General features: G+C 38.2%; 12 protein-coding genes. 8 read left to right on the top strand and 4 right to left on the bottom strand.

Translation table 11 applies throughout. The annotated features are described in order from the left end of the window. The first annotated feature begins 223 nt into the window (after positions 1-223). From RRB46_RS05130 to RRB46_RS05115, 4 genes are all read left to right on the top strand, one after another. Positions 224-577, top strand: a complete 354-nt coding sequence (locus RRB46_RS05130; RefSeq protein ID WP_296127431.1) for an SdpI family protein — start codon at positions 224-226, stop codon at positions 575-577. A gap of 188 nt (positions 578-765) precedes the next feature. After that, complete coding sequence (locus tag RRB46_RS05125) at positions 766-3,438, top strand: cation-translocating P-type ATPase (protein ID WP_311537739.1); 2,673 nt, start codon at positions 766-768, stop codon at positions 3,436-3,438. Positions 3,439-3,583: 145 nt separating this feature from the next. Continuing rightward, the gene (locus tag RRB46_RS05120) at positions 3,584-5,698 is read left to right on the top strand and encodes a GH92 family glycosyl hydrolase (protein WP_311537738.1); all 2,115 of its coding nucleotides are present in this window, start codon (positions 3,584-3,586) and stop codon (positions 5,696-5,698) included. Continuing rightward, positions 5,688-8,972 carry a glycoside hydrolase family 2 TIM barrel-domain containing protein gene (locus RRB46_RS05115; RefSeq protein WP_311537737.1) on the top strand — a complete coding sequence of 1,095 codons (3,285 nt, stop codon included), beginning with the start codon at positions 5,688-5,690 and terminating at the stop codon, positions 8,970-8,972. The genes RRB46_RS05120 and RRB46_RS05115 overlap by 11 nt, the downstream gene beginning before the upstream one ends. 49 nt (positions 8,973-9,021) lie before the next feature. Here RRB46_RS05115 and RRB46_RS05110 read toward each other — a convergent pair whose 3' ends face one another. Both RRB46_RS05110 and RRB46_RS05105 read right to left on the bottom strand, forming a co-directional pair. Further along, on the bottom strand, positions 9,022-9,582 hold the full coding sequence (locus RRB46_RS05110) for a chromate transporter (RefSeq protein ID WP_106461102.1): 561 nt from the start codon (positions 9,580-9,582) through the stop codon (positions 9,022-9,024). Then, the gene (locus tag RRB46_RS05105) at positions 9,575-10,111 is read right to left on the bottom strand and encodes a chromate transporter (RefSeq protein WP_311537736.1); all 537 of its coding nucleotides are present in this window, start codon (positions 10,109-10,111) and stop codon (positions 9,575-9,577) included. Before RRB46_RS05105 ends, RRB46_RS05110 begins: the two co-directional genes overlap by 8 nt. 235 nt (positions 10,112-10,346) lie before the next feature. Here RRB46_RS05105 and RRB46_RS05100 point away from each other — a divergent pair, with 235 nt between their 5' ends. The 3 genes from RRB46_RS05100 to RRB46_RS05090 all read left to right on the top strand — a co-directional run bounded on the left by RRB46_RS05100 (position 10,347) and on the right by RRB46_RS05090 (position 12,946). Beyond that, positions 10,347-11,183, top strand: coding sequence for a hypothetical protein (locus RRB46_RS05100; RefSeq protein WP_296127419.1), 837 nt, complete (start codon positions 10,347-10,349; stop codon positions 11,181-11,183). 93 nt (positions 11,184-11,276) lie between these two features. Next, positions 11,277-12,278: a thermonuclease family protein gene (locus tag RRB46_RS05095; protein ID WP_296127418.1), complete on the top strand. Its 1,002-nt coding sequence runs from the start codon at positions 11,277-11,279 to the stop codon at positions 12,276-12,278. A gap of 8 nt (positions 12,279-12,286) precedes the next feature. Continuing rightward, positions 12,287-12,946 (top strand): HAD family phosphatase, encoded by a 660-nt coding sequence (locus RRB46_RS05090; RefSeq protein ID WP_296127415.1) that lies wholly within the window; start codon positions 12,287-12,289, stop codon positions 12,944-12,946. A gap of 47 nt (positions 12,947-12,993) precedes the next feature. Here the strand turns inward: RRB46_RS05090 and larA are convergent, their stop codons facing one another. Beyond that, positions 12,994-14,271, bottom strand: coding sequence for a nickel-dependent lactate racemase (gene larA, locus RRB46_RS05085; protein WP_296127413.1), 1,278 nt, complete (start codon positions 14,269-14,271; stop codon positions 12,994-12,996). Between the two features lie 136 nt (positions 14,272-14,407). After that, positions 14,408-15,751 (bottom strand): MATE family efflux transporter, encoded by a 1,344-nt coding sequence (locus RRB46_RS05080; RefSeq protein WP_296127412.1) that lies wholly within the window; start codon positions 15,749-15,751, stop codon positions 14,408-14,410. 92 nt (positions 15,752-15,843) lie between these two features. Here RRB46_RS05080 and RRB46_RS05075 point away from each other — a divergent pair, with 92 nt between their 5' ends. Beyond that, on the top strand, positions 15,844-16,440 hold the full coding sequence (locus RRB46_RS05075; protein ID WP_296127410.1) for a sugar O-acetyltransferase: 597 nt from the start codon (positions 15,844-15,846) through the stop codon (positions 16,438-16,440). The last annotated feature ends 93 nt before the right edge of the window (positions 16,441-16,533 follow it).

Here is a 16,533-nt window from a genome sequence, read left to right as displayed (position 1 = left end):
ATGAGGGACCATGCGGAAGGTCCCTTGGGGCTCCCCCTTGAGACGAAGATTCAATTGTAAATGAATATAATTAAATAATTTATAAAGTTACGAAGAGAACAACTCCATAATAATATTATCTTGGATAATAAAACCCAAATAAGTAGTATACTAATAAAAGAAGTTCTTAGGGAGATGCTCCCTAAGCTAATTTAATTTATCAAGAATAAAAAGGAGTGATTTTTTGGGTCCAGTTATTGTTGGCGATTTGATGTTGCTTATTTTTTCAATATATATTGGCATATTTTTCATATTTTTTCATAGCAAGTTTCCTGATATGACTGTGGGTTTTCATGTGTGGGAGGCTTGTTATTCTAAGGATACATGGCGATTTGGAAATAAGTTTGCCGGGATTTTAGCTATTTGTCTAGGCGGGATTTTTTATGGAATTCTTATTCCTATTTTAATTTATTTAGAAATTGATAGAAATATTCTTTCTATAATTCTAATAATCTCCCTTATCTTTTACTTTTTGCTTTTATTTGCCCTTAGCAAATTTATTTTAAGAAAAAAGTTTAATCTTAAGGATAATGATTGATTTTTACTTGCATTTAATATATAATGTTAGTAGCAAAAGGGAGTAGCCCAATTATTTAATCGTCAAGACACGGATTATCCCGGTTAAATAAACCCTTGTGGTGGCAAGACGGAGCTGGTATATTTGATTTTCAAATTGCCACAGGCTCCGCTTTTTTTATACCTTTGCAATAATATTTAGGAGGAATTATGGACTACAAAGGCAGTATTAATGAAGTAGTTAAAAAACACGGTACTGATCCCAAACGTGGCTTAACTTCATCTGAAGCTTCTGCTAGACTTGAAAAATACGGCCCAAATATGATTGAGTCGTCTAATAAGAAGTCTATTTGGAAGAAAATTTTTGAACAAATCGCTGATCCTATGGTTTTATTACTTATAGCAGCAGCTATTGTTTCAGCTTTCACAGGTGATGCCATCGAGTGCGCGATTATCATTGCAATCGTTGTAATCAACGCAATTATGTCAATTATCCAAGAGGGTAAGGCTGAGGATTCTGTGGCAGCCCTACAAAAGATGAGTTCGCCTGAGGCAACTGTTATTCGTGATGGCAAAAGAGGCCATGTTAAGGCTGAGGACCTTGTCCCTGGCGATATAGTTGTCCTTGAAACAGGTGATATTATCCCTGCTGATATGAGACTTATTGAGACATCTAACCTTAAGATAGATGAATCTTCTCTAACAGGCGAATCAGTAGCAGTTGAAAAGGATGCAGATTTTACAACTAATGAAGATGTAGGCATTGGCGATAGGGAAAACTACGCCCATTCATCATCAATTGTTACCTATGGACACGGTATCGGTCTAGTTACAGGTACAGGATCAAATACAGAAATCGGTAAGATTGCAACAAGTTTGGATGAGGTTGAAGATAAGGATACACCTCTTCAAAACCAACTTAAAAAACTTTCAAAGGTCCTTGCTATCCTTGTTATCGTGGTATGTATAGCTGTATTTGCAGTTGGCTACCTAAGAGGTGGAGCAGACCTACTTGAAAACTTCATGATAGCAGTATCTCTTGCAGTTGCAGCTATTCCAGAAGGTCTAACAGCAGTTGTTACAATAGTTTTATCAATCGGTATGAATAGGATGGCAGAAAGAAAGGCCATTGTTAAAAACCTACTTTCTGTAGAGACTCTGGGCTCAACCACAGTTATCTGTTCTGATAAAACTGGTACCCTTACCCAAAACGAAATGACCATCACCAAAATCTATACCAATGACACAGAGTATGAGGTAGAAGGTTCTGGTTATAAGCCAGAAGGTGAAATCAGAGATGAAAACAAACAAGTCGTAGAAAGCGATGATCAAATAAAGCTTCTAATGACCATAGCATCTCTATGTAACGATGCTAACCTAATTCGTGATGGCGAGGAATACAAGATTACAGGCGATCCAACAGAAGGCGCCATGCTTAGCTTTGCTGAAAAATGGAACATCAACCAAGAAGACCTAAACGAAAAACACCCTAGAATCCAAGAGATACCTTTTGATTCTACTAGAAAAATGATGACAACCTTCCACGAACTTGACGGCAAATACTATGCCATGACCAAGGGTGCTCCAGATATCATCATGAAAAATTCATCAAATATCCTAATTGATGGCAATCTAATCGAATTTTCTGATGCAAAAAGAAAAGAACTTGCTGATGAAAATAACAACCTAGCCAGCCAAGCCCTAAGGGTAATGGCCTATGCCTTCAAGCCTCTAGAAAGTCTTGATACAGACCTTACAACAGAAAATATCGAACACGATATGGTATTTGTAGGTCTAACAGGTATGATTGACCCACCAAGACCAGAAGCAAGAGCAGCAGTCGCAGAATGTCACGCATCAGGAATTGATGTAATCATGATTACAGGCGATTACTTTGAAACAGCCCTTGCCATAGCCAAAGACCTAGGTATAGCAGATTCCCGTGACCAAGCTATGCAAGGATCAGAATTAAACGATAAGACCCACGAAGAAATTAGAGAAATTGTTAAAATAAAGAGAATTTTTGCCAGAGTTTCCCCAGAAAATAAGGTCCAACTCGTCAAGGCCCTAGAAGCCAATGACAATGTTGTAGCCATGACAGGGGACGGAGTAAACGATGCTCCAGCCATAAAGAATGCCGATATCGGTATATCAATGGGTATAACAGGAACAGACGTAGCCAAGGATGCTTCAGATATGATCCTAGTAGATGATAACTTCGCAACAATTGTAAATGCAGTAGAAGAAGGAAGAGTAATCTTCTCAAACATCAAAAAGTTTGTATCCTTCCTCTTATCATGTAACATTGCCGAAGTCCTAATAGTATTTATATCAATACTTCTAGGCCTTCCTAGCCCACTTACCCCTATCCAACTTCTATGGCTAAACCTAGTCACAGATGCCTTCCCAGCCCTAGCCCTAGGTGTTGAACCAGCAGAGCCAGGCCTTATGGAAGAGCCACCAAGAGATCCAAAAGAGTCAATCATCTCAGGCGAAGTAAAAACTAACCTTATAATGCAATCAATCTATATAACAATAGCAGTTCTAGCTGCTTATATAGTAGGACTAAAATGGATCTTCCCAGATTCTATAGAAGGTGCCCATACAATGGTATTTGCAACCCTAATCACATCAGAGTTATTAAGGGCCTTCTCAGTAAGAAGTACCAAATACACCCTCAAAGAATTAGGTTTTGCAACAAACCCTAACCTAATTAAGGCAGTACTCTTATCATTCTCATTACTTCTAGTAGTAATGTATGTACCAGTCCTAACAGAGCTCTTTGAAGTAGTATCCCTAACATGGGAATGGATCCCAGTTCTAATCCTATCCCTAATCCCACTAGTCTTAGGTGAAATAGGAAAAATCATAAGAAAAAAATAAGATAAATTTTTATACCAGTTTGGTTTTAAGCCAGGCTGGTATTTTTTTGCCCAAATAAAGATTTTTCCTTTACAAGGAAACCTTTTCTTGTTAGAATTATTATAAATAAGTAAGACTTTGACAGAAATATTTGAAAGGTAGCTTTATGAAAATAATTGATGAAATTTTAAAAGACATAAGATATACAGACACCAGGATAGGAAGTGCATCAACAAGGGAATTTTCAAGCGGCAACACCCTTCCCCTTTGTGGCATGCCTCATGGCAATAATTATTTGACCCTAATGACCAGAAATGACTCTAGCTTTTTCTTTCATCCTGATGATGAAAATCTTATCGCCCTTCGCCTAACCCACCAACCAAGTCCATGGATGGGAGATTTTTCGCATTTTCAAATAGCTCCTGTTTTCGATAAGGAAGAAACTCTTTATGACAAGAACAAGTCCATCTTCAGGCCAAATTTTCTAGAAATCTCTTACAAAAATAGCTCAAAGCTACGAGCATCTATAGATAATTCTTCTGGGATAATTAATTTTGAAAAAGTTTCTTCCTTTAAGATTTTTGCAGATGGCCTTGTCCTTGACAAATCTTCAGATTCTATAGAAGGCTATGTTATAAACTATGCTGGATGTGAGGATAAAAATCTTAAAATGTATATAAAAATCGGCCTTGATGTGGATTTTGATTTTAAAAAAGATGAAAACATCTACTATGTAAAGACAAGTAGTGAGGATTTTTCCTTAATTTTTGCAACTTCCTTTATTTCAGAAGGCCAAGCTCAATTAAATTATAAGCGATCTCCAAAAGACCTTGAAGGATTCCTAAAAAAATCAAAAATAGCTTGGGATAAGTATTTTGACAAATTTAGCCTAGTCCACAAAGATTATGAGGACAAGTTCTCAAAATTTACCCCTTATAAGAAAATAGACCAGGTGAAGTTTTTCTTCCACGCCGTCTACAGAGTCTTTCTCTTTCCTATGAAATTTTACGAGAAAGACATTGATTTAAATCCAATATATTATGATACCAAGTCCAAATCCGTGAAATCTGGCAAATTTTACACAAATATCGGCTTTTGGGATGGACAAAAGACCCTCTTTCCTCTCCTAAGCCTGGTTGCCGTGGATGATTTGGAAGAAATTCTCGAGGGGATTTTAAATTTCTACAGGGACACCGGATTTTTGCCTAAGTGGCTATCGCCAGATGAAAGGGGCCTCATGCCAGGGACTCTGGTTGATAATGTCATCGCTGATTGCCTAACAAAGGGCATAGGAAGCCATATGAAGGAAGACTTCCTAAAGGCTATGGTTGATGCAGCAGAAAAAGAATCAGCTGATGATAAGTACGGCCGTTTTAAAGCCAAGACCTATAGGAAGTACGGTTATGTCCCATCATCTTTTCATGAATCCGTCAACCAGAGCCTTGATAATTCTCTTGCAGATTATTCTATAGGAAGAGTGGCTGAGCTTTGTGGAAAAAACGACCTAGCAGAAAAATATTACAAATATTCTAGAAATTGGGAAAAGCTCTTTGATCCTGAGACCAAATTTTTAAGGGCCAAGGATGAAAATGGAAATTTCATAAAAGACTTTGACCCCCTTGCCTGGGGTTCTCCTTATACAGAAGGCTCTGCCTACCAAAACTCCTACAACACCTACCACGATTTTCCAAGACTAATAGAGCTTTTTGGCTCAAAAAAGGCCTTTGAAGAAAGACTCGATGAAATAGCCAATGCCGATTCGACCTACCATGTAGGCTCTTATGGCTACGACATCCACGAGATGGTTGAAATGCATGATGCCCACCTTGGCCAAATCGCTATTTCTAACCAACCATCCTTCCACTTGCCTTATCTTTATAATCTTATCGGCAAGTTCCACAAGACCGAGCTCATAGTCAAGACCCTGATTAGGGATTATTTTTCCTATAGCTTTGATGGCTTTCCTGGAGATGAGGACAATGGGTCAATGGCAGCCTGGTATATCCTCTCAGCCATGGGAATCTACCCACTTTGCCCTGGAACTGGGACTTACCAAATAGGTCTAGGGTTTTTTGATAAGATGAAGGTCAAACTTTCTAATGGAAATAGCTTAGAAATTGAAAGTAAGGAAAATTATCCCCACAAAAATTTCCTAGAAAGGCTTGAAATTGACGGAAAGCTAATTAAATCCAAAGAAATAAGCCACCAAGACTTGATTAAAGCAAAGAAAATAAGCTTTAAACTAAGTCTTTTGCCAAGCGAGGATGCTTATGCAGGCTAAGCACTATTCAGAAATAATCGATACCAATAGAAGGCTATATAAATTAAATAAAAATTGGCGCCATGCCTTAGGAGAATCTCCTGGCTTTTACAAGCCCTACTTTGATGATTCAAGTTGGGATTTGGTAGATATCCCCCACGACTATTCAATTGACAAAAAATATTCAAGGGCAGGCGAGGCCCAATCTGCCTACAAGCTTGGAGGAGTCGGCCTTTATAGGAAGTCTTTCTATATAAAAGATAAAAAACGAGTCCTAATCGCCGTTGATGGTATCTATTGCGACTGTGACATTTACCTAAATGGGAAATTTCTTGCCAGCCACCATCACGGCTATGCACCCTTTATGGTTGACCTTACCGATTTTCTCTATTACGATAGGGAAAATATCTTGGCCATAAGGGTTGATAATCCAATCCCTACCAGTCGCTGGTATTCAGGTTCTGGCATCTTTAGGGATGTGGACCTAATCCTTGCAGATGACATTTACTTTAAAGAAATAAAAATAAATGACATTGGTCTTGAGGAAAATAAGGCTGATGTCACTTTAAAAATCAAGGCCAGTCTAGAAAATAAAGGTAAAAACCAAGAAAAAATAAGGATAAGCCACAAACTTATTTACGATAATAAGGTCATCAAAACTTATGAGTCAGAGTATTTTACAATAAAGCCTGCAGAAGATTTAAATCTAGAAAATAGTTTCCAAATAAAATACCCAAGACTTTGGAGTCCGGACTCAGCAAATCTTTATAAAATTCAATCGACAATAGAAAAAAACGGAGAAGTCCTTGATATAGTCACAAATGACTATGGCTTTAGGTATTTATCTACATCTAGCCAAAACGGCCTAAAATTAAATGGCAAGCCTATTAAGCTTAAGGCAGTTTGCCTCCACCACGACCAAGGAGCCCTGGGTGCAGCCGACCACCATAGGGCAATTTTAAGACAGGTCCTCATAATGAAGGACATGGGAGCAAATGCCATAAGAGTCACCCACAATCCCGCCTCATCAAAGCTAATCGATATAGCCAACAGGTACGGCATCCTCCTAATAGAAGAAATCTTTGACGGCTGGATAATGGATAAAAACAACGACTACAATGATTATTCGAGATTTTTTGATAAAAAAATCGGCCCAAGTTATCTTTTAAATTCTAAAGAAGAAATGACCTGGGCTGAATATGACCTAAAGGAAACTCTAAGGAGGAATTACAACTCTCCTGCCATCATCGCCTATTCTCTGGGCAATGAGCTCATGTGTGGGACTAACCAAAGCAAGAGAAAAGAATATCTAAAAATTGCCAAAAATCTAATCACCTGGGCAAGAGAAATTGATCAGAAAAGATTTTTAACAATCGGAGACAACTCTCTAAGAGATGGCTATGACCCAATCCTTCTTGAAATCGAAGAAGAAATCACAAAAAGCAAGGGGCTTGTGGGACTAAATTATTGTTATGACGAAAAATATGAACAAATCCACAAGGATTACCCTAATTGGATTCTTTGGCAATCGGAATCAGCCTCATCCATCAACTCTAGGGCCTGCTACGACAGGCTGGGAGGAGATTTGAGGGAAGATTTTATGCTAACATCCTTTGATGATTCAAAGGTCGCCTGGGGCAATCTCGCAGCAGAAGCTTGGTATGATGTTATAAATCGTGATTTCCTAATGGGAGAGGCCATTTGGACAGGCTTTGACTACCTAGGAGAACCCACTCCCTACAATGCTATAGCAAGAGGCTTTCCTTATGGGGAAAATGCCCCAAGGTCATCATTTTTTGGCCTAGTCGATACGGCTGGCTTTGCCAAAGATTCCTATTATTTTTATAGGGCCCAGTGGAATGATAAGGATACAACCACCCACATCCTGCCTGCTCGGAATGAAAAAGAGCTTGGAGCTCTTGCAAAAAACGTCCCTCTTACAGTCTATACCAATGCCTGGGCTGTAGAGCTAATCTTTACAGACTCCAAAGGCAAGAGAAAATCTCTCGGCAAAAAATATATGGAGGAAGTAAAAACTCCAGCAGGTTTTGCCTACAAGAAACTAGAAGGAGAAAATGGCCACAAGGCCCTCTACATGACTTGGCACATGCCCTATGAAAAGGGAAAAATCGAGGCAATTTCCTATGATAAGGACGAGAAAATAATAGAAAACACAGTTGGCAGGTCAAAAATATGGACACCAGGAGATGAAACTTTCATAAAGCTACATGCCTTTTATCCTTATTTTTCATATTATAATGAAAAAATAAATTACATTACAATTGACCTTGTCGATAAAAATGGCCAAATAAAAACAGATGCAAGAGATGAAATATTTGTAGAAGTCTCTAAAAACGCAAGGCTTCTCGCCCTAGACTCAGGTCTACAAACAGACCATGAGCCCTTTAAAACCAATCACAAAAAGGCCTACGGAGGAAGGCTCCTTGCCATAATAGAAGCAATAGATGCAGGCCCTATTACAGTCAAAGCTTACGGGGTAAATTTACAAGAAGCTCAAATAGAAATAGAATCAAGAGGAGAATTTAAAAAATACCAAAACGTAGAATATGACAAGTATCTCCTGATATTTGATAAAAAATCTTATCCAGAAAAATTCACCAAGGATTCTAAAACTTGGAAACTAATAGAAATCAATAAAGACGATGATTTTGCAAGCTATGAGAGCTTTGATGAAAATATTCCTATAAATCTCTATATTAAGAATCTAAAAAAAGGTGCAAAGCTTATGACCTATGAGATGGGAATTTTTGAAGGCGAAGACCCAATCCTTCCCAAATCTATTCCCCTAATAGATGATGAGGGGGAAATTTACTACCACGGCAAGAAGCTAACATATGATAATTTTGATGAAGCTGATTTTATAAAAAACGGTTCCTGGCAAGTTAAAGTAAGCCTTAGCCTTTGTGGAAATACCTACAATGGAGAAGTTAAAATAAAAAAACTTCTAGAAAAATACAGACTAGATGCCTATATAGAAGACTTTGCCCTAAGGCAAGAGAGAAATGAAAACCAAGCCTTCTTTGCCTTTGACACCCAGCAGGTCTTTGGCCAAATAGAAATAATTTCAGCTAGTACTATAGAAGATATAAGCTTCCTGATTGGAGAAAGCGAGGATGAAGATAGTTTTAAAGTCATCATTCCAGAAAAAATCATAAAAGAAGCAGGTACTACCACCTATGATTTTGGCATCTTTGCCGCAACCTTCATAAAAATAAAGGGAAGTATAGAAAATATAGACAAAATCCGCCTAAGATCCCTAAGGATTAAGTTATAAAAAATCTCCATGTCAGGGATTTTTTGGTCATGGAAATTTTAAAAATTATTTAAAGGGCAAAGATTACCCCGCATAAGGCTCCGGCTCCTATTATCCATAGGGGGTGGAGTTTTTTGAATTTAAACATGATTCCTAAAAATATAGCAAAAAGGGCTATAGGTAGGGGCCTAATAAGGTCTGTTATATTTCCACTTTGCCTAAATAAGTCAAGGTCAAATAATGTTATGACAAGGACTGATGCCATAGCACCGAGGATTAAGCCAGCTGTGGCTGGTCTTAGGGTGGAAAAGGCATCTGCTACTAGTTTTGAATTTTTAAATTTACTCATCATCCTTGCAATTATTAAAATTATAATGATAGGTCCTGCGATTAAGGAAAGAGTTGCTAAAATTCCACCAAGAGGGCCGTAGGCCTTATTGCCAGCATAGGTTGCCATATTTATTCCGATGGCCCCTGGAGTTGATTCTGAAACTGCAATCATATCTAAAAGCTCTTCGCTTGTAAAATATCCGTACTTCTCTCCCATATCTTGGAGAAAAGGAATTGTCGCCATTCCCCCACCTACTGCAAAAAGTCCGGTCTTAAAAAATTCCCACATTAGTCTAAGCATTTTTCACCCTCCCAAGTCCTATACCAAGACCTGCCACGATTATTACAATAAGAATTGGCGATAGGTCAAAGACCCCAATTGCCAAAAAAGTAAGGATAAAGATCAAAAATTTCATGCTCGTATTGGCGTTTTTCTTCACCATATTTATTACAGAATACAAAACAAGGGCAGATACAGCTATGCGGATGCCGGAAAAAGCATGCTGGATCCAGGCAATATGGGAAAAATTCTTAAGAAAACCTGCTATAAGTGTAATTATAATGACAGATGGGCTGATAAAACCAAGACTTGCCATAAGGCCTCCCATGTCCCCTGCCATCTTATAACCACAAAAAGTCGATGTATTTATGGCAATAATCCCAGGTGTCGATTGACCGATGGCATAATAATCAAGGATTTCCTCGCTAGTGGCCCAAGATTTATTATCAACCAATTCCTTTTCAAGCAAGGGAAGCATAGCATAGCCCCCACCAAAGGTAAAAAGGCCGATTTTAAAAAAAGTTATGTATAAGTCTAAAAGTATGTTCATGACCATCTTCCTTTCAATTATTCTATGTATTTATCTTAATTTTATTATATAACAAGCCTGTAGTTTCTCAAGAATCTAATCTTATATTCGAATTTATTTTGTAATATTTGCCCCCTAATTCTAGGGCTTATCCGAGATTTTGTAATCTTTTTGTAAATATTTTGTAATTGTTTTGTTGACTTTTCCATAAAGATGGTATAGAATATAAACTATCGTATAGAGATTAGGAGAAAAAATGAAGAATTTTAAATATATATTAGCAGGAGCAATATTTTTTGCAAGCCTGACAAAACCTGCCTTTGCTGCAGAAGATGTAGAAGAATCTAAGCAAGATACAGTAGTTTATTACGACCAAGTTAGTCTTGATATTGATCAAATCAAGGAAGATGCTAGCAAGGGAGAAAAAAAATTAGAAAAAACTGAAATAAAACCTACCCTTTATAAGGGAGCAAACGATATGGAAGTTAAGGAAGAAGCAAAAAGCGATGACCATCCAGATAGGATTGAAATCACCGGTACAAGCAAGAATGCTACAGGTACTAAGGATGAGCCAGGTAAGGTTGCTTGGAGAGGTTACAAGCAGGGAGTTATTTCAAACTTTGATATCCGTACCAAAAACCCTGACCACATAAATGGAGACTACATAAATCGCTTCCTAGAAAAAAGAGGCCACTACACAGCTCTTAAGGGCTATGGAGATACAATCATGAAATATTCTCAAAAATATGGGATAAACGTGGGAATCTTCATGGGCCAAATCGCTAAGGAAACAACTTTTGGAATGGCAGCTGCAGGTGGTAAATACAATTTCGGATCAATCCGCTACACAAAGGGTGGTTATGGTTCAGAATATGGTTATGCTTACGCAGGTAAATCTAAATGGATTAACCCACCAACAGTTGATGCTGGAGTTGAAGTACTTTTCAAACTAATGCGTGAAGCTTATGCAGATAAGGGCTACACAACTTATAAGTCCTTTATAAATAAATATTCACCAGCCTTTGAAAATAACCACAGATCATTTGAACAATTAGCAGTCGGCACAATGAACGCCCTAGCTATACCATATTAAATTTTACAGTCTAAACGAAAGTTTAGGCTGTTTTTCATTGCCTTTATCTTAGAAATCATATAAAATATATATAAGAATAAAAAAGGAGATATTATGAAAAAATTATTATTAACCCTGGCCCTAAGCCTAAGTTTTGCTGCAAGTGCCTTTACCAGCCACGCCAGTCAAGTAGTCTATTATGATAATTATGATATGGATGTAGCTTGTGGCTTAAAATCAATAGATAAAGAATCTTCAAATCCAAAGCTCATCTCTGAAAATGAAGTAAAGAACGGCAAAAAAGCAAATACAAGCAAGAACAATACCGCAAATTTCGTCAAGGCACAAATAGTGCACGTATCTGATGGTGATACAGTTACAGCTCGCATAGGTAACAATAAGTACAAAATAAGGATGATAGGAGTGGATACACCAGATACAGTTCACCCATCAAAACCAGTAGGTTTTTACGGAAAAGAAGCCTCAAACTTCACAAAATCACAATTATCTGGCCGTGAAGTCTACCTAGAAAAGGACGTGTCAGATACAGATAGGTATTATAGGTCACTTAGGTACATCTGGCTAGAACTCCCAAAAAACCTTGCAAATCCAACATTTGAAGAGGCAAGAGATAAGATGTATAACGGCATCCTCCTAAGAGATGGTTACGGTGCCCTCGCAACCTTCCCACCAAATGTAAAATACCTAGATTATTTCAGAGAGATTGCTAAAACCGCAGCAAGAGAAGAAAGAGGCCTCTACAATAAGGCAGAAAGAGCTAAGTTTGAAGCATATGGCCCTAGTGAGAGTGAAGAAACAAGTAAGCCAAGCCAAGGCCAATCAAATTCTCAAGGATCAAGCTCTTCACAAAGCAAGGGCAAATACGTAGGCAATGGCGATATACCAATCGTTGACCAAAAGGTTGCCTATGTAACAAAAGGAAAATCCACCTACTTGGCAGATGTAACATATGGCCCAATAAAGGCTAACATGAATTCAGGCGTCTACCACAGACCTGGCCAAAGAGACTACAACAAAATTAAAGTTGAAAATGTAACCTGGTTTTCAAGCGCAGAAGCTGCAGAAAAAGCCGGCTATGATCCTGCCCAAAGATAGGAAAAATAATGAAAAAATTAATATTTGATGTAGACGGTACAATTTTAGACTCCATGCACATATGGATAGAGCCGCAAAATGAGCTTTTTTCAAAATATGGCTTTAGGCTAGAAGACCTCACAAAAGAAGAAAAGGGCAAAATAGAAGCCCTTTCCTTTGAGGCTATGTGCGTCTATATAGCCGATGAAATAGCCAAGGACATGACCGCTCAAGAAGTCATGGACCACTTTGACCACATAATTACAGATGGCTATAAAAATACCCTCATGCCAAAAAAAGGAGCTATTGAAATCCTAAAAAAACTCAAAGATGCTGGATTTTCCATGGCAGTAGCATCTTCTACTTCCTATCCTTACCTAAAAATGGCCCTTACAAGGCTAGGAATCTTTGATTATTTCGACTTTTTTGCCACACCTGACCTCTTGGATATGAAAAAATCAGACCCAGACTATTGGCACTATATAATCAAAAAACACGGAGCAAAACCATCCGAATGTATACTCTTTGACGATGCCCTCTATGCCATCAAGGCAGCAGGAAAGGAAGGAATAAGGACAGTAGGCCTTAAGGACTTCCCATGGAATGAAAATGAATGGGCAGATATAAAAAAAGAAGCCGACCAAGTAATGGATACCATAGCAGAAATAGATATAGAAAATCTCAAATAAAGAACAAAGACCGACTATTTTTTAGCCGGTCTTTTGCTTCTTATATTTTATTTTTGTTTATTAACAATTACAGATACCCCATCTGGTACGTAGGCTATGCGGGCATCTTCTCCCTTGATTTCTTTAGCTCTTGCTAGGGCTTGGTCAAGGTTTTCTGCATATTCCATATGCATATCTTCAATTAAAGATTTGTTTGATGGGTCAGTTACAAATATTACCTTGTGGCGAACTAGGATTCTTGCAAGGATTTGGATTTCCCATTGGTCTGCTATAGTTTCTTCCATTGGGATTTGGAGAACCCTGTCCTCTACTTCTTTTGGACTTTTAGCATCTCTAAAGGTCTCATAGAAGCTTTGACCACCGTGGCCGTCATTACATCTGGATATTTCAATAATTACTCCATCATCAGCTGCAGCCGCTTCTGCTGCTGTCATTGATTTGACTGATTGGTAGACATTTTGATCAAGTGGATAGCCGCCATTTGTTGTAATGGCAATATCTGCATTTACCCCTTCTACGGTTGAAAGTTTCCTTACAAATTCACAACCTGTAGCGTGGGCTGTGACCTTATCTCCTGCAAAGGCATTTATTATCTTCTTATCGGCATCTATAACGACATTTAAAATAAAGGCAAGGCCTGCCTTATTGGCTGCGTATTCCATGTCTTTGTGGATTGGGTTTTCCTTTAGGATTCCTGTTCTTGAGTAATCACTTGCTATAAATTTAGAGCAGTGGTTGGCAAATACAGTCTTTTGGCTAGCTACGCCAGGAAGTATTGACTTTCTTCCTCCAGAAAATCCTGCAAAGAAATGTGGCTCGATAAAGCCTTCTGATATAAGCAAATCACAATCAACAGCGACTTTATTAATAAGTAATTTTCCGCCAGATGGAAGGGTACCAAGGTCTACCATGTCCTCATCTTTTGAAGAGATATGGTTTACGATTTTTTCATTTTCGACAATCTCCTTGCCAAATTTAGAAATCATCTCTTCCTTAGTAGTTGGCCTATGGAAGCCTGTCGCTATAAGGATTGTAATATCAGCATCTGGGTTTCCCTTTCTGATTTCTTCCAAAAGAATTGGAAGGGTAATGGCTGATGGTACTGGCCTTGTATGGTCAGATGTAATAAGGGTAATCCTCTTCTTGCCCTTAGCTAAATCTCTTAATTTTTCTGAATCAATTGGGTTTTCTAGGGCATCCCTAACCAAGTCCTCCTGGCTTTTGGCAGCCTTATATGTATGAGCGGCACTCTCAAGTACAAAAACCTTGTCATCTACTTCTTTTTCTATAAATTCTTTGCCATAAGGCAATCTAATAGTTCTCACTTAGTCCTCCTTATAATTATGTATACTATTATAATATTACAAAAAACAAATTCTGTAAACCTTTTCTTTGTAGTAGATAATTTCTTTAAAAAATAAACCCCTCCATCCATATCTAGGATTTAGGGGTCATATTAATTTACTTATACAAGTATTTCTTAAGTTTTCTATAAATAAGGCTAGTCGCCAAAAGGCCCTTTACAATTGATGTAGCACTCATGGCAATCCACACTCCATAAACTCCTACTATAGGCATAAGGACAATGGCTATAGGGACCCTAAATATATTTGACAAGACCCCAAGGGCCGCCGGAGTCTTAGTATCACTCATTCCATTAAAACATCCTGCAAGGCCAATTTCTACAGACATGAAGACTTGAGAAAGACCTAGAATAAATAAATAAGCCGCACCAAGCTTAATTGCTTCCTTATCTCCAGGAGTAAAGATGCTAAAAAGTTTAAACCTAAAAATAATTAGGACAAGGCTTGCCACAAGGCCGATAAAGGCCACAAGTTTGAAGGATTCCTTTATAGAATCTCTCACCCTTTCCTTATTTTCTGCTCCATAGTTTTGTGCCACAAGGGCCTGGATTCCAACCTGGATACCCTCGGTTGTATTCCATGAAATAGACTCAAGTTGGGCCCCAATTGAAGCAACAGCAACAGGTTTTGGTCCAAAAGATGACATAAACCTATTAAGAACCATAGAAATAGTCGCATGGAAGGCTGAAAGAGTAGCAGCAGGAAGTCCCAGCTTAAAAATCTCTAGCTGCCAATTCTCCCTATAATCAATCTCCTTAAGGGCTGACTTAATTATGCCATCCTTAGAAAAAACCACAACTAAGTAAATAAAAACTACAATAAACTGGCTGAAAATCGTAGCAATTGCAGCTCCCTTAGCTCCAAGGCCAGGAATTGGCCCAAAGCCAAAGATAAGGACTGGGTCAAGGATAATATTAATCACAAGACCAACAGCATTGATCACAAAAGGAGTAAAGGAATCCCCCAAGGATGTGAAAGCCTGGGTAAGCATAGGTCCGATAAAAAATAAAATCATACCAAGGGCCACCACAAAGAAATAATCCTTGGCCGCAGCCTCAGCTAGGTCCCCAAGCTTATAAAATTCAATAAAAACATTCTTTACAAGCAAACAAAAAGTCGTAAAGACAAGCCCCATAATAAGAGCCTGTATAAAGCCATTATTAAGAATCCTAATCGTCTCATCTTCCCTCTCAGATCCATAGGCCTGGGAAGCATAAACCCCCATCCCTACCTTAGGAATAAGGACAATAGAATTGCCAATCCAAAAAATAAAGCCAGCAATCCCAACCCCTGCCACAGCATCAGTACCAAGTCTAGCAATCCAAATCGTATCTACAAAACCATAGGCAATCTGGATAAAGGCAGTAAGGGCAAGAGGCAAGGACAGGCGGAGAAGGGTAGGCCTGATATCCCCTGTCAATAAATTTACTTTCCTATTCATAAGTCAACCTTTCTATATATCTCATCTAATTTTATTATCATACTAATAAAAAAGCCAATTGTCATATTTTTTCTAAGATGTATATTGTAGATATGACAAACAGAAAAAAAATGCAGGCAGGAGACCTTTATAAGGTAGATAAAGACCTCCAAGAATCCCTATCAGCCTGCTGGGAAAAATTATTAAAATTCAATAAGTCAACATCCTACCAAGAAATGCAGGCTAATCTTAAAGATATCCTAGGCAAAATCGGTGAAGGCTCGCAAATCCTCCCACCCTTTAGGTGTAATTATGGAAAGCATATCGAAATAGGACAAAAGTCCTTCATAAACTTCGGCGTATCCATGATAGATGTAGGAAAAATAATAATAGGAGATCATGTTCTAATAGGACCAAACACCGGCATCTACACAGCTATCCACCCCATAGATCCAGAAATAAGGTCCAAAGGCGTCCAAAAGGCAAGACCAATAATAATAGAAGATAAGGCCTGGATAGGAGGATCTGTAACAATCCTTCCTGGAGTTAGAATCGGCTATGGAGCAATAGTAGGAGCAGGGGCAGTAGTCACAAAAGATGTCCCAGCCATGACCATAGTCGCTGGCAATCCTGCCAAAGCAATCAGGGAAATAAACGAAGAAGACAAGAAATATTGGAAGGACCAATACGAAAAATATTTAGAAGACTAGAATTTTGTAAAATATAATAACTTTATCTCTAGGGCAAGTAGGCATACTTGCTCTTTTTTTGCTTATCTTTTGTAAACTTTGATAGTATCTAAA

The organism is uncultured Anaerococcus sp., assembly GCF_963512375.1.
Taxonomy (GTDB): Bacteria; Bacillota; Clostridia; order Tissierellales; family Peptoniphilaceae; genus Anaerococcus.
This window is presented reverse-complemented; position numbering and strand designations above follow the sequence as displayed.